The organism is Paenibacillus kribbensis (assembly GCF_002240415.1).
Taxonomy (GTDB): domain Bacteria; phylum Bacillota; class Bacilli; order Paenibacillales; family Paenibacillaceae; genus Paenibacillus; species Paenibacillus kribbensis.
Genome location: NZ_CP020028.1, coordinates 3,371,252 through 3,398,065 on the forward strand (window position 1 = coordinate 3,371,252; position 26,814 = coordinate 3,398,065).

The 26,814-nt window shown below is 46.6% G+C and carries 27 protein-coding genes and 1 other annotated feature; of the genes, 1 reads left to right on the forward strand and 26 read right to left on the reverse strand.

The features are described 5' to 3' along the window. Positions 1 to 18: 18 nt before the first annotated feature. The 3 genes from B4V02_RS14875 to B4V02_RS14885 all read right to left on the reverse strand — a co-directional run bounded on the left by B4V02_RS14875 (position 19) and on the right by B4V02_RS14885 (position 3,617). Positions 19 to 987, reverse strand: a complete 969-nt coding sequence (locus B4V02_RS14875; protein WP_094155417.1) for an S-layer homology domain-containing protein — start codon at positions 985 to 987, stop codon at positions 19 to 21. Positions 988 to 1,108: 121 nt separating this feature from the next. Next, positions 1,109 to 2,839 (reverse strand): arginine--tRNA ligase, encoded by a 1,731-nt coding sequence (gene argS / locus B4V02_RS14880; protein ID WP_094155418.1) that lies wholly within the window; start codon positions 2,837 to 2,839, stop codon positions 1,109 to 1,111. Positions 2,840 to 2,923: 84 nt separating this feature from the next. Beyond that, positions 2,924 to 3,213, reverse strand: a binding site (T-box leader). 74 nt (positions 3,214 to 3,287) lie between these two features. Then, positions 3,288 to 3,617 (reverse strand): four-helix bundle copper-binding protein, encoded by a 330-nt coding sequence (locus B4V02_RS14885; RefSeq protein WP_007430114.1) that lies wholly within the window; start codon positions 3,615 to 3,617, stop codon positions 3,288 to 3,290. A 261-nt stretch (positions 3,618 to 3,878) separates the two neighbouring features. Between B4V02_RS14885 and B4V02_RS14890 the strand changes: the two genes are divergently transcribed. Beyond that, on the forward strand, positions 3,879 to 4,394 hold the full coding sequence (locus tag B4V02_RS14890) for a MogA/MoaB family molybdenum cofactor biosynthesis protein (RefSeq protein WP_094155419.1): 516 nt from the start codon (positions 3,879 to 3,881) through the stop codon (positions 4,392 to 4,394). 69 nt (positions 4,395 to 4,463) lie between these two features. Here the strand turns inward: B4V02_RS14890 and B4V02_RS14895 are convergent, their stop codons facing one another. The 23 genes from B4V02_RS14895 to yfmF form a co-directional block, all read right to left on the reverse strand. Beyond that, a complete protein-coding gene (locus B4V02_RS14895) occupies positions 4,464 to 5,927 on the reverse strand; it encodes a nicotinate phosphoribosyltransferase (protein ID WP_007430112.1) in 1,464 nt (487 codons plus the stop codon). 123 nt (positions 5,928 to 6,050) lie between these two features. After that, positions 6,051 to 6,617 carry a cysteine hydrolase family protein gene (locus tag B4V02_RS14900; RefSeq protein WP_094155420.1) on the reverse strand — a complete coding sequence of 189 codons (567 nt, stop codon included), beginning with the start codon at positions 6,615 to 6,617 and terminating at the stop codon, positions 6,051 to 6,053. A 68-nt stretch (positions 6,618 to 6,685) separates the two neighbouring features. Continuing rightward, the gene (locus B4V02_RS14905) at positions 6,686 to 7,474 is read right to left on the reverse strand and encodes an NUDIX domain-containing protein (RefSeq protein WP_007430110.1); all 789 of its coding nucleotides are present in this window, start codon (positions 7,472 to 7,474) and stop codon (positions 6,686 to 6,688) included. 78 nt (positions 7,475 to 7,552) lie between these two features. Then, positions 7,553 to 7,963, reverse strand: coding sequence for a PaaI family thioesterase (locus B4V02_RS14910; protein ID WP_007430109.1), 411 nt, complete (start codon positions 7,961 to 7,963; stop codon positions 7,553 to 7,555). Positions 7,964 to 8,120: 157 nt separating this feature from the next. Continuing rightward, positions 8,121 to 8,573, reverse strand: coding sequence for a YlbF/YmcA family competence regulator (locus B4V02_RS14915; protein WP_094155421.1), 453 nt, complete (start codon positions 8,571 to 8,573; stop codon positions 8,121 to 8,123). An 85-nt stretch (positions 8,574 to 8,658) separates the two neighbouring features. Further along, a complete protein-coding gene (gene miaB / locus B4V02_RS14920; RefSeq protein ID WP_094155422.1) occupies positions 8,659 to 10,212 on the reverse strand; it encodes a tRNA (N6-isopentenyl adenosine(37)-C2)-methylthiotransferase MiaB in 1,554 nt (517 codons plus the stop codon). A gap of 299 nt (positions 10,213 to 10,511) precedes the next feature. Next, on the reverse strand, positions 10,512 to 11,084 hold the full coding sequence (pduL, locus tag B4V02_RS14925) for a phosphate propanoyltransferase (protein WP_007430106.1): 573 nt from the start codon (positions 11,082 to 11,084) through the stop codon (positions 10,512 to 10,514). Positions 11,085 to 11,202: 118 nt separating this feature from the next. Beyond that, positions 11,203 to 12,219, reverse strand: coding sequence for a dipeptidase (locus B4V02_RS14930; protein ID WP_094155423.1), 1,017 nt, complete (start codon positions 12,217 to 12,219; stop codon positions 11,203 to 11,205). Positions 12,220 to 12,338: 119 nt separating this feature from the next. Beyond that, a complete protein-coding gene (locus B4V02_RS14935) occupies positions 12,339 to 12,599 on the reverse strand; it encodes a stage V sporulation protein S (RefSeq protein WP_007430104.1) in 261 nt (86 codons plus the stop codon). Between the two features lie 129 nt (positions 12,600 to 12,728). Next, entirely contained in the window at positions 12,729 to 13,523 is a 795-nt protein-coding gene (locus B4V02_RS14940) for a TIGR00282 family metallophosphoesterase (RefSeq protein ID WP_094155424.1), read from the reverse strand. A 76-nt stretch (positions 13,524 to 13,599) separates the two neighbouring features. Further along, on the reverse strand, positions 13,600 to 15,144 hold the full coding sequence (gene rny / locus B4V02_RS14945) for a ribonuclease Y (RefSeq protein WP_007430102.1): 1,545 nt from the start codon (positions 15,142 to 15,144) through the stop codon (positions 13,600 to 13,602). A 374-nt stretch (positions 15,145 to 15,518) separates the two neighbouring features. Beyond that, on the reverse strand, positions 15,519 to 16,262 hold the full coding sequence (locus B4V02_RS14950) for a regulatory protein RecX (RefSeq protein ID WP_425270791.1): 744 nt from the start codon (positions 16,260 to 16,262) through the stop codon (positions 15,519 to 15,521). A gap of 221 nt (positions 16,263 to 16,483) precedes the next feature. Further along, on the reverse strand, positions 16,484 to 17,545 hold the full coding sequence (gene recA / locus B4V02_RS14955; RefSeq protein ID WP_007430099.1) for a recombinase RecA: 1,062 nt from the start codon (positions 17,543 to 17,545) through the stop codon (positions 16,484 to 16,486). Positions 17,546 to 17,783: 238 nt separating this feature from the next. Next, positions 17,784 to 19,055, reverse strand: a complete 1,272-nt coding sequence (locus B4V02_RS14960) for a competence/damage-inducible protein A (protein WP_094155426.1) — start codon at positions 19,053 to 19,055, stop codon at positions 17,784 to 17,786. A gap of 96 nt (positions 19,056 to 19,151) precedes the next feature. Further along, entirely contained in the window at positions 19,152 to 19,739 is a 588-nt protein-coding gene (pgsA, locus tag B4V02_RS14965; RefSeq protein WP_025719900.1) for a CDP-diacylglycerol--glycerol-3-phosphate 3-phosphatidyltransferase, read from the reverse strand. Positions 19,740 to 19,948: 209 nt separating this feature from the next. Next, positions 19,949 to 20,440, reverse strand: a complete 492-nt coding sequence (locus B4V02_RS14970; protein ID WP_007430096.1) for a YajQ family cyclic di-GMP-binding protein — start codon at positions 20,438 to 20,440, stop codon at positions 19,949 to 19,951. A 146-nt stretch (positions 20,441 to 20,586) separates the two neighbouring features. Then, complete coding sequence (locus B4V02_RS26160; RefSeq protein WP_007430095.1) at positions 20,587 to 20,751, reverse strand: hypothetical protein; 165 nt, start codon at positions 20,749 to 20,751, stop codon at positions 20,587 to 20,589. An 83-nt stretch (positions 20,752 to 20,834) separates the two neighbouring features. Next, the gene (locus tag B4V02_RS14975; protein WP_094155427.1) at positions 20,835 to 21,932 is read right to left on the reverse strand and encodes a helix-turn-helix domain-containing protein; all 1,098 of its coding nucleotides are present in this window, start codon (positions 21,930 to 21,932) and stop codon (positions 20,835 to 20,837) included. Positions 21,933 to 21,962: 30 nt separating this feature from the next. After that, positions 21,963 to 22,736 (reverse strand): DUF3388 domain-containing protein, encoded by a 774-nt coding sequence (locus B4V02_RS14980; RefSeq protein WP_007430093.1) that lies wholly within the window; start codon positions 22,734 to 22,736, stop codon positions 21,963 to 21,965. A 240-nt stretch (positions 22,737 to 22,976) separates the two neighbouring features. Beyond that, positions 22,977 to 23,231: a DUF3243 domain-containing protein gene (locus B4V02_RS14985; protein ID WP_007430092.1), complete on the reverse strand. Its 255-nt coding sequence runs from the start codon at positions 23,229 to 23,231 to the stop codon at positions 22,977 to 22,979. 103 nt (positions 23,232 to 23,334) lie between these two features. Beyond that, on the reverse strand, positions 23,335 to 24,123 hold the full coding sequence (gene ymfI, locus B4V02_RS14990) for an elongation factor P 5-aminopentanone reductase (protein ID WP_007430091.1): 789 nt from the start codon (positions 24,121 to 24,123) through the stop codon (positions 23,335 to 23,337). Beyond that, a complete protein-coding gene (gene yfmH, locus B4V02_RS14995) occupies positions 24,123 to 25,403 on the reverse strand; it encodes an EF-P 5-aminopentanol modification-associated protein YfmH (protein ID WP_094155428.1) in 1,281 nt (426 codons plus the stop codon). The genes ymfI and yfmH overlap by 1 nt, the downstream gene beginning before the upstream one ends. Before the next feature lie 3 nt (positions 25,404 to 25,406). After that, a complete protein-coding gene (gene yfmF / locus B4V02_RS15000; RefSeq protein WP_094155429.1) occupies positions 25,407 to 26,687 on the reverse strand; it encodes an EF-P 5-aminopentanol modification-associated protein YfmF in 1,281 nt (426 codons plus the stop codon). Between the last annotated feature and the right edge of the window lie 127 nt (positions 26,688 to 26,814).

Genomic DNA, 26,814 nt, shown 5'->3' on the forward strand with positions numbered 1-26,814 from the left:
CTGAATGGGCTACAGACCTTATTTAGCTACCGATGTACCTGTGCCTGCGGGTGGAGATACTGTTCCTTCTACAGCTTTGAGCGTAACCTTATATTTGCTGTTCACCAATGTACTTGTGTGGGTATCTGTAATAACCTGGATGTTCATTTCCCCCGGCTTTGGACTTGTTAACTTGTAGTAAATGACTGCATTCGTATCATCTACATAGTCGATATGATCCACTTCAATGCCGTATCCCGGATTAGGTGCCTGCAAACGGGTAATTGTCACCTTGTTCTGCTGGTCATTCACCTTCTCTATGCTCATACTAATACCGTTTTGCTGAACCGAATCTAAAGGCTCGGCCGGATTTTCAGGAGTGGCCTCAGCTGGTCTATGATTTTGCACAAATTCAGATGCGTTATAGACCATTTCCGCTGCCTCCATCCGGGTTACTTTTCGATCCGGATTAAAGTTGCTCTGATCATCCAATTTGGCAATTTTGGTCAACAGCAGAAATTGAACCGCTTCGCTTGAATCCTGGTCCAGCTTTTTGCCGTCCGCTACATTAACGTACATACGAACGGTTGGGTATTCTCCTGTGGCACTCACTGCTTTATACAGAATGTTTGCGAATTGTTCCCTTGTCATGCGAGTACCTGGGTCAATATCCGGTGACAGAGGGATTTGATGCTGTGCTGCAATCCGGTAGGACTTGGCATACCAGGCTGAAGCGGGAATGTTTGCAAAGGAACCGGTTGTGAAATCAGGCATAACCTGAAGATCCATGGCATTAACGACCATATGCACTCCTTGTGCATAGGTAAGCGTTTGGTCAGGTGCAAACTTGTCCTTTGTTATTCCCTGAATAATACCTTTCTCCTGAAGCGAATTCACGATTTTCTCCTGTTCAGCTCCTTTTATATCACGAAAAGCAGAAGCCGATGTAGCCACTGCCAATGAGCAGATGACGAGCAGAGCAGCTGTCACACTTTTATTTTTTGTCATGTGGTGCACCTCCATTTTTACTATGTTCTATACTTACCGACGTAATAGGAGCAGCAAATGTTTCACATATGCACAAAAGGATTGCAAAACAGCACAGCAAGCAGCCCTTTATTCGCTTGGTTTACATCCGATTAGGTGCTTTCAGCCCAAGAAGCTGCAGCGTACTTGCCAGAATATCCGCAGTTTGTTCCGCCAGCTGAATACGCCACCGCCCACCACCAACAATCCGTTCCTTGGCGTAAAAACGGTTGAACGCTTGAGCCGTATCCAACGCAAATCTCGCCATAACCGAAGGCTCCAACTGTCGAACCGCACGTATCAATTGTCCATGATAGCGATCCAACTGCTTAAGCAGCTCCCAGCCTGCATCACCCAGTATCTCACTCGAGGCGTCAGTCAATTCAGAGGAATGCTTCTCCTGCGCTGGGACGGTGCCGCTAAAATCAGAATGAGCACCAGCGTGAGTGCGCGCGTAAGCTTTTTCCAGAAGACTGCGTATGCGCGCATGAGTGTACTGTACATAAGGCCCGGTCTCGCCCTCAAAGGTGAGCGCCTCCTCCAGCGAAAAATCCACTTCATTTAGACGATTGTTTTTTAAATCACCGAAAATAATCGCTCCGATCCCAACGTCCTCGGCTATTTCCTGTTGGTCCTGTAAATCAGGGTTCTTCTGCGTGATAATGGCTTGAGCACGCGCTACAGCTTCATCGAGCACCTCCTCCAGCTTCACAACCTTGCCGCGTCTCGTAGACATTTTCTTGCCTGCGAACCGCATCAGTCCAAACGGCACATGCTCACATTGCTCCGCCCATGTCTCCCCTGCACGCTTCAGTACCGCAAACACCTGCTGAAAATGCAACCTCTGCTCCCCGCCAACGACGTAAAGCAACCAATCAGCCTTCATCACCTCACGACGATAGATCGCTGTTGCCAGGTCACGTGTCGGATAAATCGTGGTCCCATCCTTTTTTAAAATAAGACACGGCGGCAACTCCTCTTCTTCCAGGCGAACCACGAGTGCCCCGTCGCTTTCCTCCAGCAGTTCTTTCGCTCTTAATTGGGCAACAACTGCCTGCATCTTATCATTATAAAAACTTTCCCCTAGCACATGGTCGAATGTAATGTTCAAACGCTGGTACATGCGATCAAATTCACCCAGACTGACCTCAACAAAAAACTCCCATAGTCGCTGTGCCTCGGCATCCCCATGCTCCAAACGCCGGAACCACTCGCGGCCTTCTTCCTCCAAAGACGGGTCATGCTCGGCCTCCTGATGAAAACGCACATATAGCTTAAGCGACTCTCCAATCGGATCCTGTTGTAGCTGCTCGTCATTGCCCCATCTTTTATAGGCTGCAATTTGCTTGCCAAATTGTGTTCCCCAATCTCCCAGATGATTCACGCTAATAGGAACATGTCCTGTTTCCCCTAGAATGCGATACAGGGCAGCACCGATGACAGTAGAGCGAAGATGGCCGATACCAAATGGTTTGGCGATGTTAGGTGAGGACATATCAATCACCACCCGCTGTCCATGCCCAATATCTGGCTTGAGGAAATCAGGCTTGTTCAATTCAGCCAGCATAAGCGGAATCTGAACAGAACGATTCAGTGTTATATTTACATAGGCACCAGCAGCCGAAGCACTTAAACCTTCCTCATGACTTATTGCCTCCGCCAATTCAAGTGCAATTTGCTGTGGAGACTTGCGAAGCTTTTTAGCCAGCACAAAACACGGAAACGCCAAATCTCCCCATTCCGGCTGCGGGGGTATCTCCAATAAAGATAAAACTTCCTTTTCCTCCAAGCCCGTATGGGTCAATAAAACCTTGGCAGCAGTCTTTAACAGCATGTTTTCTCTCTCCTTCTCTATTAAGATTTCAGGATTTTGCAAAATCCTTGTCTAACAAAAAAAGCTCCCGCCTCTTGACATGATTCAAGAGACGAGAACTTCAATATCCCCGCGGTACCACTCTTCGTAAATCGGGCTGCGCAGCTAAAAGCTTACTTGCACAAATCGCCGATTTCACTCCAATGACGAATAACGGTGTCTGCCGGGCTGATCTACTAAAGGAACTACACTCAAGGAATCTCCTGAATGTACTTCATGATTCGACCAACCATCTCCCGGGTGCGCTTCACATCAAACCTCATACCGGCTTCCACCTTTTCCGGCTCGCTGTAATGATCAGGCTTCAATGCTACTCTCCCATTCCACGACGTTAATTTCCCATCATTATACAAATCTATTCAGTAGAAAGCAACCTTTTCTTCTTCAGGCGCTAACTCCATATATGTAATTACACAGCCACCAATTGGCGGCAAGCCTGAAAGCAGCGACGACAGGCTTCTGCGCATTGTTTGCAATGATCATGGGTATGCTTGCTGCATTCGGCAGCGCATACTTCACAGGCATGAGCACACAATTCACAGATTTGCTCGGCGAAATTGGTTCCGTGCTCCAGCATTTGAGCAGCAAACCCGCATATCTCCGCACATTCCCTGCTCACTCGGATACATTCACGCAGCATGGCCAAATCATATTCCTTTAAGCTCGCTACATTGCAAACATTGCAAGCGTTCAAACATTCCAGGCAAGCATCTACACATTGTTGGTATGAATAATCCATATTACATTACCTCCCAGTTGTCGACCCTGCTGATTATTACCCGCTAATAATTGAGATTAATCGGTTGATGTTCGCGCTTTCAACAAAATAAAACCAGAAAGTCCCGACTTATGTAAGGAAGTGTACTATATTCCAATGCATGAAAGCAAGGATATTCATCACAAAGCTTTATAGTCTCCGCTCCTGACTTGCATACGGACAACCATTCCTCTATTGTAAAAAGAGTAGGCTTAACCACTGATTCAAGGAGTGAACATTGTAATGAATATGACTTCTGTAGAAGAGCACCGACGGGAAGCTCCGCAGCGGGTTAGCTGCATGGTCATAACCGTCTCCGACACACGCACCGTAGAAACAGATACTGGCGGACGACTGCTCATGGACTTGCTGGAAACCAACGGCTATGAGATCGCCCGATATGTCATCGTCAAGGACGACTATGAAGGCATCCGGCAATTGGTATCCGAAGCTGCAGCAGAGGACGGCATCGAAGCTGTGCTTTTGACAGGCGGCACCGGTATTTCCCCTCGGGATACCACATATGAAGCTGTCTCCTCCCTACTGGATAAAGAGCTGCCTGGGTTTGGAGAAATCTTCCGATATCTCAGCTTTGCCGAGGATATTGGTTCAGCGGCTATATTAAGCCGTGCTGTGGCCGGTACGATAGGCCGGACAGCTGTATTTTCCATGCCTGGCTCACGTGGGGCTGTACGTTTGGCGATGGAACGCATTATTGTACCTGAGCTAAGACATGTCATGAGAGAAATTTATAAGTAAGCTCTCTTTTTCCATACTCGCCACAACACAAAGGCACCCCATACATTCATGAGGTGCCTCTTCATACTATTATTCCTTTTCCTCTACTTCAGGCTGCATATAGCTGTCGATCAGCTTTTGCTTCAGCCCCCACACCTTTTCGCTGAGATTAACGCGATAAATTTCAGGGTTGAGCTTCCGCAAATATTCTGGCCAAAACAGCTTCAGCTGTGAAGCATGGTAAGCTCGAATTTCATCCAGCTCGGGAAGCGCATATACCTTCTGCCCGTTTATGAAAATGGGTTCAAGCATCGGTACGGCTTCGTAATTTTCTACGTATTTTTTCATATATGGATGCAAAGGATTAAACAGTTTCAGACGCTTTCCATTACGCGGACGCTCTTCATCCGGAAAAGAAATATAATCTGCAACGGCTCTTCCCTTCTTTTTATCCACGATGCGGTATACATCCTTTTTGCCCGGTGTGGTTACTTTTTCCGGATTACCCGAAATCTTGATCGTCGGCAGCATTTCGCCGTCCACTTCCCGCTCAACCAGCTTGTACACTCCGCCAAGTGAAGGTTGATCCGAAGCTGTAATAAGCTGTGTTCCCACACCCCATACATCAATACGCGCTCCTTGGGCTTTCAAATTAAAAATTGTATTTTCATCCAAATCATTGGAGGCTACAATTTGTACATAATCCAGGCCTTCAGCATCAAGCATTTCCCGCGCCTGGATGGACAGATAAGCTAAATCACCGCTGTCGAGACGGATTGAGTTCATGCGCTTGCCCTGGCTCTCCAGCATCTTCGCTGTGCGAATCGCATGAGGAACACCGCTTTCCAGCGTGTCGAAGGTGTCTACCAGCAGCGTAACCTGATCTGGCAAAACCTTGGCATACACGTCAAAAGCCTCCTGCTCCGACATAAAGGTTTGCACCCAGGAATGGGCATGCGTCCCCTTCGTCGGAATCCCAAAGTGCTTTCCTGCCAGCATGTTGGACGTCGCGTCAAAGCCTGCTACATAAGCTGCGCGCGCCCCCCAAATCGCCGCATCTGCTTCCTGGGCACGCCGTGTGCCAAATTCAAGCAGCGTGTCGTTATTTGCCACCTGTTTAATACGTGACGCCTTTGTAGCGATCAGCGTCTGATAATTCATAAAATTCAGTATCGCCGTCTCCACCAGCTGCGTTTCCATAATTGTTCCCTCAACGCGTATCAGAGGCTCGTTCGGAAAAACGAGAGCTCCTTCCTTCATCGAATGAACCGTTCCGCCAAATCTAAACTGCAGCAAAGCCTCCAGAAACATAGGATCATACTTCTCTTCCTGTTCCGAAAGGTAGCGAATATCCTCTTCTGTAAAACGCAAATTTGAGATGTAATTCACAATGCGTTCCAGACCAGCGAACACCGCATAACCATTGCCAAAGGGCAACTTACGGAAATACGCCTCGAACACAGCTTTACACTGGTGACTTCCGTTCACCCAGTGGGCGTACATCATATTAATCTGATATTTATCTGTATGTAATGCGAGGCTCGTTGATTGCATCGTATTCATCCTCTCTGACTATCCCCGGTTTTGCGATTGCGACGGCATATCGTCTCATCTGTCCAGCTTAGCAGTATCCGGCTCCATTTGTTATCGGATAATGGTGCACAATCGTTAAGTTATTTACTTATTCTGTAGTAAAATCGTATCCTCAGCCGACCATATGGCAGCTCCCAGACTTCCCTCAAAATGACCCAAAGCCCAATCATGTCCAGCCTGATTAAAGCTCGCCACAGCATCCTTGTAAACGGTAATAGCAAAGCCTTTGTTATAGGCGTCTATAGCCGTATGGAGCACACATATATCCGTGCATACACCGATCAGATGAACCTCCAAAATGCCTCGTTCGCGCAGCCTGAGCTCCAGATCGGTGCCAGCGAACGCACTATACCGTGTTTTATCCAACCAATAGATAGAATCACTTTGTTTCTCATAGAGGGGCTGGAGCTTGCCATATAGATGTCGTCCCTCAGTTCCACGTATATTATGTGGGGGAAATAGCTTGCTCTCCGGGTGATAAGGATCTTTCTCCTCATGTAAATCCACAGCCATGACTACAAAGTCCCCCTGATCCACATACGCCTGTGTGATTGCTGCAATCCGATCATCCAGGTCAATCGCCGGTTGACCTACAGGCAAGCTGCCATCTACAAAATCCTTCGTGTAATCAATAACAATGAGTGCCTTCATCGTACAATCAGCTCCTTCATCCACAAAGTTGGGGATTGTGCGCTCTTCGTATGACCTGTCTTATCACATTAGGTGTAGATAGACAACCGCGGTACTCTGTCACTAAAACGGTACAGCTGAGCCGGTCTTTGTGAATACTGATTGGAGCTGAGCGGTTTACCATCTTCATCCCGTACCTCTTCCAATATCCCCTGTCTGCTGCGGGTCGATGTTATTTTACGGATAAAATTCGGCTCTTCAAAATCCGGCACGACACTCTGAATTACCTGATACAGCTCGCCCAGTGTAAAATGTGGCGGCAAAAACTGCTTGGCTATCGTCGTCTGCAGCATCTGCAACTGAATCTTCCGATAAGCATCGACGATGATGTCCCGGTGATCGAACGCCAGCTCCAATTCCTCCAGCGCCTCACGGATCGTGAACAGCCCTACCTCGGAAGCATCATCCGCTGCCTGCCGCTGCTCCAGCATCCATTCCTCTACCAATGCAAAAAATGCATGCGATATAATCCAGCCACGCGGATCACGCCCCGGTCCGCTGTATACACCTAAATACTCCAGATGTCCGCCGTCCACACCGGTTTCCTCTAACAGCTCCCGCTTGGCCGCTCCATACATAGACTCATCTTCCTGACAAAACCCTCCGGGCAACGCCCAGCGTCCCGCAAACGGCCACCTGCGGCGCTTGATGAGCATTACCTTCAGTTCCCGGATCGGCAATGTCTTCGTCACCGTCTTGCGTTCCCGCTTCGTTAAAGTAAACATTACGATATCTGCCGGAGCACCATCCGGGGTGCGGTATTTCTTAATGTTGTACGACGCCTTCTGCGCCTCTTCGTTTGTACGATTGTTATCCATTCACATCACCATATTATATCGTTTTGATAAATTCATTATGACATAATAAAAAGTTTTGTCAAGCTTTAGACCTTGTCCTTAGTCAGTTGGCTGTTTATGCAACACTCGAAAGGTCGCCGTAGATATGCATCCGAGTGTCCCTTCACCATTCCTTACCTCTGCCTCTGTCGTGATGGTGCGACCTGCCTGATGAAGAATCCGAGCTTTCACTTCCAGTGCCCCTTGCCTCATCGCTGACAAAAAATGAACATTCAGGTTCGTCGTTACACATGACTGCATCTGACGCGAGCCCATAGCAACCATTCCCATGGCCTGGTCCATTAACGAAGTCAGCACGCCCCCATGGACAATCCCCATTACATTCGTATGCTGCGGACCAGCTTGCAAGGCAATGCGTACCTCGTTCTCATCCGCACCAACCAGCTCACATCCCAAGTAACTCCAGAATGTATTCCCTTCCCCCTCTACCATCTTACGCAACTTATCCATTTCCTAGTTTTCATCCCTTCTTCGATGTCACATTACTCCTGATGTCTGGCGCAGTATGCATGGTTCAGTGTGCATGGTTCAGCATGCATTCCTCACCTCAAGATTGCCTTCGAAAAAAAGGCGTGGAAGCCTAAGCCTCCACACCATACATCTGATTTTAGTCACTACAATTGGAGGCAGAAGTGCTTTTTCCCTCTTCTACATTCACCTTTTCCGCAATCGTATCACGGATAGCCATGATCACCATTTGCAGCAATTCATTAATTTCAACCTGACTTTGCTGGAACTCCGTTACAATCGGAATACCGTCAAGCTCTTCCTGCAGCTCCTGAAGCTCGGCCTCTATTTGGGCAATCATTTTTTGATTCTTCAAGGATTCAAACGCTACAATTTCCTTTTGCTTCTTCTTCATAGTTGCAATCAGTTGCTGGATGCGCTGATGATCCCGAATCTTTTCTTCTGCTTTCCGAAATAACTGCACTTCCTCACTGTTGCCCAAAATACCTGCCAACTCTTTGGCTTTTGCCAATATCATATCGCGATTGACCAAATGATCATGCTGGCGCGCCGCCGATTGAAGTTCTGTCTGTTGCAACCGCTCCTCTGTCACTGTTCATCGCTCCTTTTCTCACTTAGGCGATCTATGCACCCGGTGGTACTTATAGTCATTCAAATGCAACCCGCTAGAATCTTTTTTATCCGTTAACCGCAACTGCGGTTTGAACCAGATCACCCTTGATGTAGAAGGTCATAGGCTCTGTAATTTTCACTTGCACAAAAGTACCGATCAGATCCTTGGAACCTTCAAAATGCACGAGCTTATTAGATCGGGTACGTCCGGCAAGCACCTCGCTGTTATTTTTGCTCTCGCCTTCTACCAGCACCTCAACCACCTCGCCCCGCAGTCGACTATTAAAGCGGAGACTGTTTTCATTCACAACCTTGTTAAGACGTTGGAGACGTTCTTTTTTGACCTCCATTGGTACATTGTCTTCCATCGAAGCAGCTGGCGTACCTTCACGTGGTGAATAGATGAATGTGTAGGCGAAGTCGTACCCGACCTCCCGCACAAGTGATAGTGTATCTTCAAACTGTTCGTCAGTTTCACCCGGGAAACCTACAATAATGTCCGTTGTCAGAGAAACATGCGGAACAGCCGCTTTAATCTTCGCTGCCAGCTCCAGAACACGCTCACGAGTATATTTTCGGTTCATTTTCTTCAATATATCCGTATTGCCGGATTGTACCGGCAGATGAATATGCTCCACCAAATTGCCGCCCTTACCGAGCACTTCAACCAAATGATCATCAAAATCACGTGGATGTGATGTGGTAAAACGTACACGCGGGATATTGATCTTGCGCATATCATCCATCAGATCCCCGAATCTGTAATTCATATCCTTCAAATCCTTGCCATAGGCATTGACATTCTGACCCAGCAAGGTAATCTCTTTAAAGCCTTGACGTGCCAAATCCCGTACCTCGGCGATAACATCCTCTGGCCGACGGCTTCTTTCCTTACCACGTGTGAAGGGAACGATGCAATAGGTGCAAAATTTATCACAGCCATACATGATGTTTACCCAAGCCCGCATTCCCTCGCGCTTCTTCGGCAGGTTTTCGATAATGTCGCCTTCCTTGGACCACACTTCGACCACCATTTCTTTGCTGAAGAGCGCCTCTTTAACAAGTTGAGGCAAACGGTGAATATTATGGGTACCAAAAATCATATCGACAAAACCGTGTTTTTGCATAATCCGGTTAACGACATTCTCTTCCTGCGACATGCAGCCACACACGCCGAGCAACAGTCCTGGCTTTTCTGTTTTGAGATGCTTGAGGTGGCCCAGTTCACCAAACACTTTATCCTCCGCATTTTCACGGATGGCGCAAGTGTTCAGTAAAATGATATCTGCTTCCTTCCGATCCTCGGTTGCCTGGTAGCCCATTTGCTCCAGCAAGCCTTTTATCGTTTCGGAATCATGCTCGTTCATCTGGCAACCGAATGTATATACGATATAATGCTTTCCCTGACCGATATGCTTTAGCTCATCCGGGACTGCGTTATCATACAATACCTGTACGTCCTCTTTACCGCGCTGCTTTTCTTTTCTATGGTTCGGCTCCGCCATAATGTTGATTTCACGTCCGCGAATGCGGATCTTTTTGCTATGCTCATCTTCAGAAATAATCTTCGCATCCGAGAAATCAAAATATTTGGAGTAATCTTTTGTTTCCTTAGCCATTCCTGGTCACTCCTTACACCATCTATTTCACGCCATTTGCGCTTTTACTAAATTCCCATACATGTATATATCCTTTTAAGCCCATTAATATCCTTTGAAAAAGGCATTACACTAAATTATAGCATGATTTATAGGCCATAGCCATAGAGCAGCCACAGACGGCAAATGCCGCCAATCTGAACGAATGATCTTTATATGTATATGTGAAGATTTGTGAATTTTCTATATATGTAAAAAAGCCCGATTCCTTTGCAAGAATCGAGCTTCTAAAGCCTTCCGGCATCAATACAATACGTATATTAGTCTACAATTTCAGCGCTGTCGCCGTTTTTCACACCGGCTCCGTTCGCTTCATCCGTATCAATGTGCATATCCAAAGCAAAGGAATCAGATACACGTGCAATCACATTTTCAAACACAAGGCCACGTTCGCCACCGACACGTACTTTTAGCAGCTGCTTGTCTTTAATGTCCCATTTAGCTGCATCTGATGTATGAAAATGAATATGACGGGCTGCTACAATAACACCCTCTTGCAGTTCCACTTCTCCGGCTGGTCCTTTTACCGTGATTCCTGGTGTACCATCAATGCTGCCAGATTCACGTACAGGCGCTTTAACACCAATAGCAAAGGAATCTGTACGGGAGATTTCGAGCTGGGAAGCTGGGCGAGCCGGTCCCAAAATGCGAACCTTATCAAATTGGCCCTTAGAACCAATTACAGCTACGGTTTCATTTGCGGCAAATTGTCCTGGTTGGGACAAAGGTTTAAATTCAGTCAATTGATAGCCTGCTCCAAACAAAATTTCAATATGCTCTTGAGTCAGGTGAATATGACGTGCGGAAACGCCGACAGGTACGATTTTACTCATCGTAAGGTCACTCCTTTTTCTCTATACAATACTTTACACACCTCTGCTATTATACTCTTATTTCGTCAAGAAAGAAAAGGAAAGGACACAAAGTTCCCTTTTTTGACAATAAGAGCATTCAAAAAGACCTTTTAGAGGGCAGATTGGTTTGCAAATAATGAAGCGCATGGCCTCCCAACCAGCCCGTGACCAGCTCCTCAGGATAATGCTTTAATAGCAATTCTGCAAACTCGGGATATTTCCCCGGATGCTCCAATCCCTGTACATGACGCTCGATACCATCAAAATCAGAGCCAAACATCATATGCCGTGCACCGCCCAAGGCACAAATATGCTCAATATGCGGTAGCAGATCCTCAGCAGTTACTGTACCCTGCTCCTTGATAAACATCGTGACAAAAGTCAAACCGATTCGTCCGTCACATGCGATCAACGCCCGAATCTGATCATCCCGCAAATTGCGTGGATGAGAACAAACGGCAAAAGCGTTCGAATGCGAAGCGATTGGCGGTAAAGTTGCCTCCTCCAGTACCTCCCAGAATCCTTGTACGGACAAATGCGATACATCCAGCAGCAGCCCCAGCTCATTGGAGCGCTTAACCAGTTCACGCCCTTTACGTGTCAGGCCGCCCCCCCTTGGCTCCATAATGCCATCAGCCGCCCAATTTGCATGATTCCACGTCAATCCAATGAGCCGTATTCCTATGGCATAGCACAGTTCCGCATACAACGGATTCCCTTCTAGCGCGTCTGCTCCCTCCAGTGAGAGAAGAGCCCAAGGCGAGTCGGTTTGATCCGCCCTATTACCATCCAAATGCTTCGGCTTTTCTGCCTGTTCGTCTTGTTCTGCCAAGTCTTCCCGCCATAGCAAGGGTCTCAGCCCACCTGAGGAAGATACCACATGCTGCCTGAACAGCTCAATTTGACGAACGATATGCTCAAATCTTGGCGTGCCCAATACCTGTGAAATATATATAGCAAACGTTTGCAGCCGCACATGACCTGCCAGCAAGCGCTCCTTTGTAACATCAAGCGATGGATGACTGAAATCTACCTTTGAATCAAGCTGCATTTTACACAGCACATCACAATGAAAGTCAACAACTGGCCGTTTTGCATTTAACTTACCGTTCATACACTTTACCTCCTTCATAGCTTGAAGCACGAAATGTATTTTAAAAATCATATCGTAACGAGCCACAAAGCAAAAAAGCCCGTTTACCAGCGTAAACAGGCTCAGACAAATATCATTTATTATCTTGGCTCTACTATCAATTTAATTGCAGTCCGATCTTCTCCATCAATAACAATGTCTGTAAAAGCAGGAATACAAATCAAATCCACTCCGCTTGGTGCGACAAATCCCCGGGCAATGGCTACCGCTTTAATGGCTTGGTTTAGTGCACCGGCTCCAATCGCCTGCAATTCTGCATTTCCGCGTTCACGCAGTACACCTGCAAGCGCGCCTGCAACTGAATTGGGATTGGATTTTGCTGATACTTTTAATACATCCATAGTAAGTACCTCCCCTGGGAATGATGATGGTTTGATTCCACTATTAGATGTTATTCGAGGGTCAGCAAAAAATTCCTGCTTTTTGGTGACAGTTTTCCATATTGTTTCCTTAAGTAGTTTGTAAAAAGGTTAATCCATCCGCCATTCATCTTCTTTAAGTCTGATTTTCTGAATTTTGCGGGCTTTTCCATTGTCATCATCCAACTCTACGCTGATGGCATGAAAGTGCCATTTGCCCATGTCCACTTGAAAACGTACCGGAAGCTGCGTCTTGAATTTCTGCAGCACAGCCTCTTTTTGCATACCAAGCACTCCCTCATAGGGACCCACCATTCCCGCATCTGTCTGATACGCAGTTCCTTGCGGCAAAATGGTATCATCATTACTCTGTACATGTGTGTGTGTGCCTACCACAATAGAAGCACGTCCATCCAGATGCCAGCCCATGGCGATCTTTTCCGAGGTAGCTTCAGCATGAAAATCGACCAGAATATGCTTGTGTTTTTTGCGCAGCTCATCTACAATTTCATCGGCTGCACGAAATGGGCAATCAATAGCTGGCAAAAAGGTTCTGCCCTGCAAATTAACGATTGCCAGCTCTTTTCCCCCACCCTTTACAACAGTGTAACCCCGTCCCGGTGTTCCCGGTGGAAAGTTGGCCGGGCGTATAATACGCGGCTCATCATCTATAAAATCAAATATTTCTTTATTGTCCCATGTATGATTTCCCATCGTAATCCCATGAACGCCCCAATCAAAAAACTCCCTGGCGATGGCTGGGGTAATTCCTCTTCCCGAAGCCGCATTTTCTCCATTGACAATAATAACATGCGGATTGTATTTTGACTTTAATGAAGGAAGATTTTCCCTCAATGCCTTTCTGCCTACACTGCCGACGATGTCTCCAATAAATAATACGTTGATAGAAAGCCCTCCCTAGTCTGCCCTACATAATGAAAAGTGGCCCTACAAGCAGCGGCCACTTTTCATTGAAATGCTTTTATTTTGCGTATTCTACCGCGCGCGTCTCGCGAATGACGGTAACCTTGATATGACCAGGATAGTCCAGTTCATTTTCAATCGTTTTCGTTATATCGCGGGCCAGTCGGAATGCTTCCGCATCATCAATTTTCTCTGGCTGTACCATAACACGAACTTCGCGTCCGGCTTGAATCGCGTATGATTTTTCAACGCCTTCAAAAGACTCGGAGATACGTTCCAGCTTCTCAAGACGACGGATGTACGTCTCTAGCGTTTCACGCCGCGCTCCCGGTCTTGCTGCTGACAGAGCATCTGCCGCCCCGACCAGCATGGCGATCACTGAAGTCGCTTCGCAGTCGCCGTGATGTGAAGCAATGCTGTTGATGACGACCGGGTGTTCCTTGTACTTCTTCGCTAGTTCCACGCCAATTTCAACGTGTGATCCTTCCACTTCGTGATCCAGCGCCTTCCCGATGTCATGCAGCAATCCTGCCCGTCTTGCCAGTACAACGTCCTCGCCCAGTTCCCCGGCCATCAGACCTGTCAAGTATGCAACTTCCATCGAGTGCTTCAACACGTTCTGTCCGTAGCTCGTACGGAACTTGAGACGTCCCAAAATTTTGATTAAGTCCGGATGCAGGCTATGCACACCCACCTCGAAGGTAGCCTGTTCGCCATACTCGCGGATTCGTTCGTCCACTTCTTTACGGGATTTTTCAACCATCTCTTCAATACGTGCCGGATGTATCCGTCCGTCCGCTACGAGCTTCTCAAGCGCAGTACGCGCAATCTCTCTACGAATCGGATCAAATCCGGACAAAATAACAGCTTCCGGCGTATCATCAATAATGAGGTCAATTCCCGTAAGGGTTTCAAGTGCACGGATATTACGGCCTTCGCGCCCGATAATCCGGCCCTTCATTTCTTCGTTTGGCAACGTGACAACAGAAACCGTCGTTTCTGCTACATGGTCTGCCGCACAGCGTTGGATGGCCAGTGTGATGATTTCACGAGACTTTTTGTCCGCCTCTTCTTTAGCCTGCTGTTCAATTTCCTTAATCATCTGAGCTGTTTCATGACGAACTTCCTGCTCTACGTTGGTCAGAATAATACTTCTTGCATCCTCCATCGTCAGATTGGAAATACGCTCCAGCTCAGTTACCTGACTCTTGTAAATCAAATCAATTTGCTGCTGGGTTTCATCGATTCGTTTCTCTTTGTTGGCCACTTGTTCTTCTTTACGTTCCAGCGATTCCAATTTTTTATCCAGCGATTCTTCTTTTTGCAGCAATCTTCGTTCCTGTCGTTGAATTTCATTGCGACGTTCACGAGTTTCTTTTTCAGCTTCGGCACGGATGCGGTGGATTTCATCTTTCGCTTCCAATACCGTTTCCTTCTTCAGTGCTTCCGCCTCTTTTTTCGCGTTCTCCACGATTTGCGCGGCAGCTTCTTCCGCACTGGAGATTTTAGCTTCTGCAATAGATTTGCGAATAAAATAACCAATCCAGAACCCAAAGAATAACGCGGCTACAGCAACGAGAACGAACCAGATCGCAGTCATCATACTGTTCACCTCCCCGTTGGTTCCTCCAAGGCATTCCTTGGGACTTTTTGCAGTTGTCATATTTACTTTAATCGTCAAACTAAGATAACGACACGAGGTCGTTTCATTTCATATGCACATGCTCTCACATGTACAATTCCGCCTGGCATAGCGGCATCACTTGTTATTTGGCGATGAGAACTTACCGTGGATTCCGCTTTTTTGGAAGGAAAAAGGGCATTCCACAAGTATCGTTTCATATATATTTTATTATTTGACAAATGGCATTGTCAAGGGAATGCAAACTTTAGTAGGCTATCGTGCAGTTTCCATGTAATAACCTGTTCGCCCTGCCCGATCAGATCACCAGCCAATAAATGACCGACATTTAACAACTATTCATCCCACTGCGATAATTCCTCATCATCATAAGCTCCGTTTTGCTCAGCCGCAGTGAGATGATTGACTACTCGGCGTGTCATGTCACCCGAGTATCCGCGTCTCATGAGAAAAGGATACGTTTTCCGTTTTTTCTCCATCACGTCACCGCGTACCTGTTCCCACTTCTTACGCCCGATTACCAAAGCACTTTCCCATTCCTCGTTATCAGTGATCTCTTCTAAAGCCTCCCCGATAGAGGCTTTAGAAATGCCCTTTTGACGAAGTTCCTGCCTAACCCACATCTTCCCCTTACGTTGGCTCGTTATACGCTGCCTTGCCCACTGGCGGGCGTACAAATCATCATCCACGAGTCGTTCCCTTTCCAGTCGCATCAACACTTCATCTATAACAGCCTGACCCAGTTCCTTTTGCACCAATCGCTGCGCAATTTCCTGACGTGTACGCGGCTTTCGCCCCAAATAGTAGAGCGCATACACGTAACCCTGCTGCTTTTCATCTGCCAGAACGATATCTTCCAGTTCTTTTTTGTCGAACAACGTTCCTTTAAGCATATTGTATTTGATCATTACATCTTCCAACACGGACAGTGAATACGGTCCGAAATGAATGATGTATCTTCCACGTTTGCGTCCCTGTCCCTGCTCCACCCTGGTAATCATCAATTCTTCGTTATCCGGAAAATGAGAAATCCCTTGCTGCTCATTTTCGTTCGGGATATTTTCATCCTCATTGTGCAAATGCAATGTGCTTCCCTCACTTTGAAATTCACGAAAGCAGGCTGAGAGCGCCTGCCACGCAATAGTTAGATTCCTGCTGACAGAACAGACCGTGTTCGATGCAAAAATGCCCTGCACAACTAACTGTGCAGGGCATCAGAATTATGCTATTCAAACGGACTGTGCCATAATCCTCAGGCCACAGTTCACATGACAGAACAGAAACCAAGATTCAGCCAAGCTTATTCAAGCTCTAGCAATTCCTGTTCTTCCTTGGCTTCCTGTGCCAACTCTTCTTCTGTCGGTGGCGCAACTGTCGTAATTAAATTACTGGCCAACCGAATTTTTTGCTCGATTGTACTAGCAATGTTCGGATTTTCCTTCAAAAATTGCTTCGCATTCTCGCGTCCCTGACCAAGGCGCTCACCTTCGTAAGAATACCAGGCTCCGCTCTTGTCGACAATATCATGCTCCGTACCGATGTCGATCAAGCTACCTTCTTTGGAAATGCCCTCACCGTACATAATGTCCACTTCGGCCTGACGGAAAGGAGGAGCCACTTTATTTTTCACGACTTTAATACGTGTGCGGTTACCCACGATGTCGTTCCCCATTTTCAAGCTTTCAACACGGCGAACATCCAGGCGTACCGTTGAGTAAAACTTCAATGCACGTCCACCTGGTGTAGTTTCAGGGTTGCCGAACATAACACCTACTTTTTCACGCAACTGGTTAATAAAGATAGCAATGGTTTTCGATTTATTAATGGCTCCAGACAGCTTGCGCAATGCCTGCGACATCAAGCGCGCTTGAAGACCAACGTGGGAATCCCCCATTTCACCTTCAATTTCTGCCTTCGGTACAAGTGCCGCTACAGAGTCAATGACAATAATGTCTACTGCTCCACTACGCACAAGAGCCTCGGCAATCTCAAGTGCCTGCTCTCCTGTATCTGGCTGCGATAGTAACAACTCATCAATATTGACGCCCAGCTTGCTCGCATACGACGGATCAAGCGCATGCTCGGCATCGATAAAGGCGGCTTGTCCGCCTGTTTTTTGCACCTCTGCGATAGCATGAAGAGCTACTGTCGTTTTACCGGATGATTCCGGTCCATATACTTCAATAATCCGGCCTCTTGGAAAGCCACCCGTTCCTAACGCAATATCCAAAGCAATCGAACCACTGGGAATCGTTTCCACCTGCATGTGAGTGGACTCACCCAACTTCATAATGGAACCTTTACCGAATTGCTTTTCTATTTGACGGAGCGCCATATCCAGCGCAGCACGACGATCTGACAATAAACTCACATCCTTCATTGTTTGTACTTTAATAATACCTTGTTTTGACACGCTTGCCAAGCATTTTTTCGAACATACATTCGTTTTTTTTGCTCAGTCGGTTCTCTACTATAATTGCATCTGTCTCTTAAAATAAAAAAAGAACCGTAGGCAAAAGGCTCTGCAACGGTTCTTCCGATAGGATCATTATATCATGAATAGTCTATCAAAAACAACTTTATGATTCGCACCCTCTACATCATGAAGAGAGCTTCTCGTTCTCCATCAATCTGCGCCACAATCTGTATAGGATTGCTTTGACAGATCGCAGGCGGATTGCTTCACGGTTTCCACTCAGATTCAGCTCATATACTTCCGTTTCCTTGTCGCGTTCAGCGATACCGATGTATACCAGGCCTACAGGCTTGCGTTCGGAAAATCCAGGTCCGGCCACACCTGTAACTGAAAGTCCGAAATCGCTGTCCATGACTATTCTTGCCTGCTCTGCAAGCACAAGGGCCACTTCCTTACTCACTGCGCCGGGCGCATGATCCCCTTCCAAATAATCATAAGGAACGTTGAGCAGCTTCATCTTCATTTCATTGGAATAACACACAATGCCACCTTGAAACATAACAGAACTCCCCGGTACGGCAGTAATGTGTTCCATCAGCATCCCGCCTGTGCAGCTTTCCGCAGCACTAACCGTTAGCCCCCGCTTGGACATTAGATCCACGATGACCTTCTCCAGCGTAACATCCTCGCTTGCATACATATGTTCGGAAAGACGTTGTTGAATTTCTGCTTCGGTAGCCGTCAGCTTGATTAACGCTTCACTTTCACTCGCAGCCTTGGTGGATATGCGGATCGTGACTTCCCCTTCCTTGGCATAAGGAGCAATAGTCGGGTCCGTCTGAGACTGAATCAGATCTAGAAGCCGGGTTTCCAGTGCGGACTCACCAATCCCTGCAAATTTTAGCATTTTCGAATAAATCGGCATTTCCTTACCGCTCAATGCCTGCTGAAGCAGCCAAGGCTTCGCTTGATTTTCAAACATCGGTTTAAGTTCCTTAGGAGGACCAGGTAAAACCACATAAAATTTACCATCCTGTGCAATGGCGTCCCCTATAGCCAATCCGGTCTCGTTTTCAAGCGGGGTAGCCCCTTCAATAGACAGCGCCTGACGGCGGTTATTCTCGGTCATTACTACCCCACGGTTGCGGAAAAACTGTTCGAGCTTGTCCATGGCAAGACGATCTATATGCAATTTCCGCCCCAGTACAGCAGCTATCGCATCTTTCGTCAAATCATCCTGAGTTGGTCCTAGACCACCGGAAAACAAAATAATATCTGCACGCTTCTGAGCCAGTCGTACCGCTTCCTGAAGCCGATCCATGTTATCGCCAACTACGGTCTGAAAATATACATCAATTCCGATTGCGGCCAACTCTTGTGACAAATATTGAGCATTTGTATTCACGATTTGTCCAAGCAATAATTCTGTTCCTACTGCGATGATTTCAGCCTTCATTGTCTTTTCCTCCTGTACTGCAAATGTTGTGGGAATTATGTAAAGAAACAGCAATAAGTATTGTCCCTATTGCTGTTTCCATTAAAATTTATCCTGTTAAACTTTGGAGGAACTCAGCAAATGAATATTCTTCACAAAGTAATCTATACCCGAATAAATAGTAACCAGCGCAGCCGCCCACATCGCTATTAAATCGAATGGAATACCCAGAAAAACAAATGGGAAATTATTAATGAGCAGCGCTACAATAGCAACAATCTGAATGATCGTCTTTAATTTGCCCCAATTGCTTGCAGCGACCACTGAACCGTCCAGCAAGGCAATCTGGCGCAGACCCGTAACCGCGAACTCACGGCTAACAATCACAACGACAATCCACGAATCAATCTTGCCCATTTCCACCAAAGAAACCAAAATAGCGGTTACCAAAAGCTTATCAGCAAGGGGGTCCAACAGCTTGCCCAAATTGGTGACCATGTTATTTTTGCGGGCCAAATATCCGTCAAGACCATCTGTGCTGGCTGCTATGAGGAAAATAATAGCCGCAATCAGCTGATTGTACGGCAACTTGAAAGCTCCGATCTCAATCGGCGGCGGATAAAAATCAAAGTCCACCAGCAAAGCCAGCATCATCACCGGAATTAGGCAAATCCGCGTAATTGTAATTCTGTTGGGTAAATTCACAACACACTCTCCCCTGATTATCGTACTTGATTACAAATGGCAGTTTTCGGATTGAATTCAATCCGATGTAAATCGCTTCCGACAAGCGCTATACACCTGCATTGTCTGCATTTTCGTTACAAGTATAATATGGTGCAAAACGCATGTCAAAATAGCCTGCCCACATCAAGCAACGTTTTATCCTACACAAAGCATGAGGGAAAACGGCTTTATTTCATATTCGTAAATTGGAGCTCCAATGGCAAATCAGCTTTACGCAGCAATTGAATGATCGCCTGTAAATCATCCCTGCTTTTTCCGGTTACGCGAATTTGATCACCTTGAATCTGGCTTTTCACTTTTAGCTTGGAGTCCCGAATAAGAATGTTGATTTTTTTGGCATTATCCTGATCAATCCCCTGCTTGAGCGTAAGGCGCTGGCGTACTGAACCTAAAGAAGCTGGTTCCAGCTTGCCAAACTCCACATTTTTAAGAGACAATCCTCGCTTGACCATTTTGGATTGTAAAATATCAATCACCGCATTCAGCTTGTATTCGTCTTCTGATGCAATCGTAAGAGCTTCTTTCTCAAGCTTTAGGCTGCTTTTACTCCCCTTAAAATCAAACCGTGTTTCAATTTCACGCTCCGTCTGATGAACTGCATTCGTTAACTCCTGCATATCCATTTTGGAGACGATATCAAATGAATTTTCTGAAGCCATCGTTTCACTTCCCTTTCCACAACAAAGTTCAATATCTAATTATAGGCTAGTCATTTACAAAAATCCAATAATCCGTTCATTAAAAAGGCGTTCCTGCCAGTTTCCCTGACAAAAACGCCTTATTTCAATTCTACGATTCAACATGTCTAATTGTAGATACGGGTTGGAGTTCGAAACATATCCAAAACTCCAAGCAAAATGTGAGCAAGACCAAAGCCCAGTATGCCATAGCCCCAAGCACTCGGTGTCAGATAATAGCCAAGCAAACTGACAATGATTCCGAGCCCTGTCACGATCCAGCTAACGGTCATAACGTGTACACCTCACTTTGCGGAAATAAAATGACTGGCATCCCAAGAATTACAGTCATTAGTATTTACTCGCACGAAGATGTTTATTCGCCGTTCGTAGTTGTAGAGTCTGCACCGCTTTGCGCAGAATCCGTATTACTGCCTGTCGTCGAATCTGTAGGTGAACCCGTCACCCCGGCACTTGTTCCGGTAGAAGAAGGTTCTCCTTGCTGTATCAGTACACGAGTAGTCGATTTGTTATCGGTTATCGGCTGGCCAGCTACAGAAATGTCTGTGGCAGAAGATCGTCCTGATTTGATATATAAGCCTTCCGGACCAATATCAAAGGACATGGCATCCCCGCTTTTAGTCATACCATAGCTCAGCTTTTCACCACGGGAGTTTTGTCCCTTGTATACCTCAAGCCAGCTTTCACCCGTTGCTTTAATATCAACCTTGACCGTGGCCCCAGTCGCACTGGAGACTTTGAAAATCGTTGTTTTGCCTTGCTTGCCGTCCTGTGCCACAGTTACACCTTGTTGTGGCGCAGTTGTATTCGGCTGCTGGCTATTGTCAGGTGAAGTTCCATCAGGAGTAACAGTTCCCGTACCACCTGGCTGAGTCTGTCCCGTTTGTCCTGTATCAGTGGTTTGCCCTCCACCACCGTTAGGAGTCGTCGTTTGGCTGTTATTATCCGGTTGGGCTGGTGTTGTGTCCTGTGGTTGCGGCGTAGTTCCACCCTTGGTAGTATCAGGAGCAGACGAGCTTGGTGTTGTGACCGGTGTTGTGTTTTCTGCTGTTTTTGGAGCTGAATGATTGTTGCTCACCCAATAAGCATAAATAACCCCAACAATGAGAACTAGAAAAAGCCACATTAACGCAGTAGGCAACCATTTGAGACTCCCAATTGTAGCGGGACGGCTAGAGCGTTTCTGTGTGACAGGCTCCATGACCGCTTCCGGTTCAGGTTCAGGTACATTGCTTTGATGTCCTTCCAAAATCTCATCGGGATTTAAACCGACCGTTTCGGCGTATGTTTTAATAAAAGCTCTGACATAAAAGCTTCCCGGCAGCACTTTGTAATCGCCCGTCTCAATGGCTTCCAGATAACGTTTGCGTATCTTCGTCATTTCCTGAACATCGTCAAGGCTCAATCCTTTTTGCAGCCGGGCCTCCTTTAATTGCTGACCCAGTTCTGACATGTCATCATCTCCTTGTATAATTACGCTTATTTAAAGCTCTTCTGTATAACTGGCTGTAAAGGTATCATAGATAATTTCCTCAGCCGGATTATTGCGAAGTTCAATAATAATATTAAAATCGTCAAAGCTGTATCCCGATTCACGCACAAATACGTCAGGATGCTCAATCACTTTGGTGCTTGGCATGCTCATAATTTCCTGAAGCAAGTGATAGTGTCTTTCATTGGATCGAATTGTACTCACAATCCCGTCAATAATAAACACGTTGTTCGGGTTCATTTCCTCCTCGGAAAGCTGACTGCGCACCGTCTGACGCAGAAGCGTCGAGGATACAAAAGTCCAGCGCTTCATGGCGCATACGCTACTGGCAATAATAGATTCCGTTTTACCTACACGTGGCATTCCGCGAAGGCCAATGACCTGATTGCCGTCCCTCTTTAATACTTCACCCAAAAAATCGACCAGCAACCCAAGCTCATCGCGAGTAAAGCGAAATGTTTTACGATCGTCCGAATCCCGGTCAATGTAACGACCATGTCTTACTGCCAATATATCGACCAGTCTCGGAGCACGCAAGGCCGTGACAGTAATGTTGCTGGCCTTTTTCAACGTATCTCCGAGAATGCGTATTTTCTCATCGTCATCCGTTTCCAGCAACATTCCCCGTCTTTCGCCTTCAACACCATTGATCGTTAATATATTAACCCCCAGAACACCAAGCATGGAAGCAATGTCCCCCAACAGTCCGGGCCGATTTTTATGTATCTTGTACTCCATGTACCACTGTTTCATTTCCTCCGTCACATTAGCACCTCATTCACATTCAAACCGCCAAAAATTCCAAATCAAAGCATTATTGTATCATAAAATACCATCATTCGACAAAACCAATTATTGAGACCTGAAAGGTCGTTATTGAGTTGTACGCTTCAATAATGATTCAATCACGTTTATGATATATAAATTACAATGGAATTACAAGAACAGGTCTGTAACCATTACAGAAAAGCCCCCCAAAAGGGAGCTTTTCATGTGAATTCCTGCTTATGTGCTGCTTTTGGCTAATTTGACCATTAGCCGGGCGATGGTGTGACGCTCACTTTCATCGGCAACTCCCCACAGTTCCTTCAGTGCACGGTTGGAATGGTTGGCTGGGTCGACCTTTTCATCCAGAAAATCACCGATTTCATAAGCAAGCTCTGAAATGGTGTCCTGACTAATGCCCAGCTTCTCCGCTTGCTCTACACGCTGACCGAGGAACTTTTTCCAAACATCAAAATCCTTAACGACTGTTGACATGCTTAAATCCTCCTTAGATGATTCAGATTTAAAATCAACAGTTGTAATATTCTCTTCTCAGACGCTTACTATACTGGTGGATTCCCCCAAGCATAGTTTCCCCTTAAGTTACCCATCCCCCATTAGGACTTATGACCTGACCGTTAATATAGCCTGACTCAGGAAGTGCGAGAAAATATACCAGGGACGAAATTTCATCAGGCCGAGCCAATCGCCCGGCAGGAATCGCTTCTTCCAAACTGGTAATTTCCCCCTCATCCAAATGATCCAGCATCGATGTATCCACCGCGCCCGGAGCTACAGCATTTACCGTCACACCGGAAGGTGCAACCTCTTGAGCCAGCGCTTTCGTGAAAGCGTTAATGCCTCCTTTGGTGGTGGAGTACAGCACCTCGCATGAAGCACCACATATCCCCCACACGGATGACACATTTACAATGCGGCCATAGCGTTGAGAAATCATATGGGGCATAAAAGCCTGCGAGCACAAAAAGGTTCCCTTAACGTTGACGGCCATCACTTCGTCCCATTCCTCTTCCGATACATCCGATAGCAGTCCATAATGAGATAATCCAGCATTATTCACTAGAATATCCGGCCTCATTCCGTGATTTTCAAGCTTTTCCCGCATACGCTCAATCTGCTCCTTGCTGCGCAGATCCGCAGACACGGTCATCACCTTGCCTGAATAAACCATACAACGACGGGCAACCTCATTCGCTTTTTCATGGGACTTCATGTAGTGGATGACTACATTCATCCCTACAGATGCAAACCGCTCGGCAATCGCCGCCCCAATCCCCCCACTCGCTCCTGTAATCAGTACGGTCGTATCGCCAATGGCTTTTAATGCACCGTTTTTGGTGGTTATCGGTTCCCTCTCCCTGGACATTATGGACTCACCACCAAAGATATTGCTAATTGATCCCACTGGATATGATCTTTCAGACGCCGATTTACATCCTCTAGTGTAATGCTTTCATAGATCGGCAACAGTTGGAAGAAATCACTGCCCCGAAAGCGATGCCTTGTAAATTCGTGCGCAATATTTTCGGGTGAGTTGAGAGTACGCAAGTAACCGCCGATTTTCTTTTTACGGGCTCTTTCAAAATGCTCTGCCGCAAAGCCCTGCTTCTGAACAGACTCTACCTCTTCACGTATTCGCGCCAGCAATCGATCCGGGTCTTTGGTATCCCCACCGATGGCAGAGAAGGCATACTGTGGCGTAGAGTTATACTCATGACCAAAGCTGTCCGAAATCAAATCCTCATCGTAAAGCTTTTGATACAGCTGTGTGCTGGAGCCAAAAAGAAGATCAAGCATCAGCTTGGTTTCCAGATCATGACGGAGCAATTCATCACCCGTCAGACCTACCTTGGCCTCCTTGAATCCGAACAGCAGCTTCGGCAGAGAGACCGCCAGCTTCACCTCACGGCGCGGTTCTGCAACCGTGGCAGGCTCCTCATCAAAAATCCGCTCGATCTCTCCCTGCGGCTTATAGTCCTTTTTCGCCTGATTATTACGCACCAGTTCTATTACTTCAGTCGGGTCCACCCCGCCGACCACAAAAAGAATCATGTTGCTCGGGTGATAAAAAGCTTCATAGCAGCTATACAGCGTTTCCTTTGTAATCGTGCTGATGGATTCGACCGTACCTGCAATGTCAATGTGCACCGGATGGACTTTGTATAGCGCTTCAATCAGACCAAAGTAGCTCCGCCAGTCCGGGTTATCCCCATACATATTGATTTCCTGGCCGATAATGCCTTTTTCCTTCTCTACATTTTCATCCGTAAAGTAAGGATGCTGCACAAAATTCACAAGGGTAGTCAAGTTTTCCTGAATGCGTTCGGTTGCAGAAAACAGATATACGGTCTGATCAAAGCTCGTAAATGCGTTTGCAGATGCCCCATTCGAAGAAAAGGTAGCAAAGATATCCCCCTCAGGCTCTTCAAACATTTTATGCTCCAAAAAATGGGCGATCCCATCCGGTACCTTGATCGGTTGTTGACCTTCCACACGGAAATGATTATCGACTGAGCCATATTTTGTTGCAAATGTGGCGTATGTCTTCTGAAAACCCGGTTTGGGCAACACATAGACGTGCAAGCCGTTATCCATCACTTCATAGTACAACGTTTCCTGCAGATGCTCATAAACGATGCGCTCCACCCGCTATTCCCCCTTCTGGTCTCTCAAGAAATAAATAGTGTCCAGTCGGAACGTCCGGGCGGCATCCTGAACATCCTGCACCTTGACAGCCTCCACCTGGCTCAGCAGCTCATCTACCGTCCGCTCTTTGCCGGAAAGCTGTCTGTTAAAATCGTAGGCAATCATTTCAAAAGCGGAATCCTGCATTTCCTTTAGCAAGTTGCGAATCATCGCCTGCGTTTGGGTCATTTCCAGCTCGGTAATCGCTCCATTTTGCGTATCTTCCAATTGCTTGCGAATAATAGTGACCGCTTTTTCGTAATTGGGAATTTCAATACCGGATTGAATCGTGCCAATGCCCTTATGACCGTCATACCGCGATGAGGCGTAATAGGCCAGGCTTTCCTTCTCACGCACATTGACGAACAGCTTGGAATGCGGATATCCGCCCAAAATTCCATTGTACATCAGCGCAGAAGCATAACGATCATCGCCATACGTAATGGGAGTACGCAGGCCCATATTCAGCTTACCCTGATTCACATCAAGACGCTCTACTATCGTTTGAACATCACGCTCCACCGACTTGGGCTGTTCGGGAACATACTCTGTTTCCGCTGAACGGTTTAACTGAAAATAACGATCAACATACTTCTCAACTTCATCCAGCGTTGTATCCCCGACAACGTATAAATCCATGCTGGCATGATTTAGCCATTGTCCATAAGCCTGATATAATCCCTGTGCATCTATGCTTTCCAAATCGGAGCGTTGGCCGAGGGGATGCAGACGATAAGGCTCATCTTTACACATTTCCTCCATGCAGCGCTCTGCGGCATAACGCATTTTATCGTTAACTATAGATTCCAGCTTCTTGCGAACATTTTCTCGTTCCTGCTGAACATATCCAGTTTGAAAAGCACCTTTTTCCAGAGCTGGTTTTGTTAACACTTCTCCGAGAAAAGCAAACGAACGATCCAGCAAGCTGTCCGAGCTGTTTACAAAGCTGTCATTGATCGTATCCATGCGAAATTGCACGATCTGATAATCTCCGCGCTTATAAACATCGAATCCAAAGCCCGCCCCATACAATTGCTCCAATTGTTCTCTGAATTGTGTAGTCTGCGGATATGATTCTGTTCCCCGCCGCAGTACGAATGGTGTCAGTCCCACTCGGGTTACGGTTTCCTCTCGTAGTGGAGTACCTACATACAATGATATGGCAAACGTCTTAAAGCGTTTGGTCGGCAGCACATGAATTCTTAATTGCCTGCGCGTGCCACGCTCGAAACCTGTTTTGTTCAAGTCCAAAACTCCTTTTGTGGCGTCAATTTCGTCCAGCCTTTGTTAGCATAGACCGTTGTGAATCATTCTCCTGTAAAGAGGTAAAGTGTGCCAATCTTTATTCTAACCATGCAAAAGCCAAGAAGCA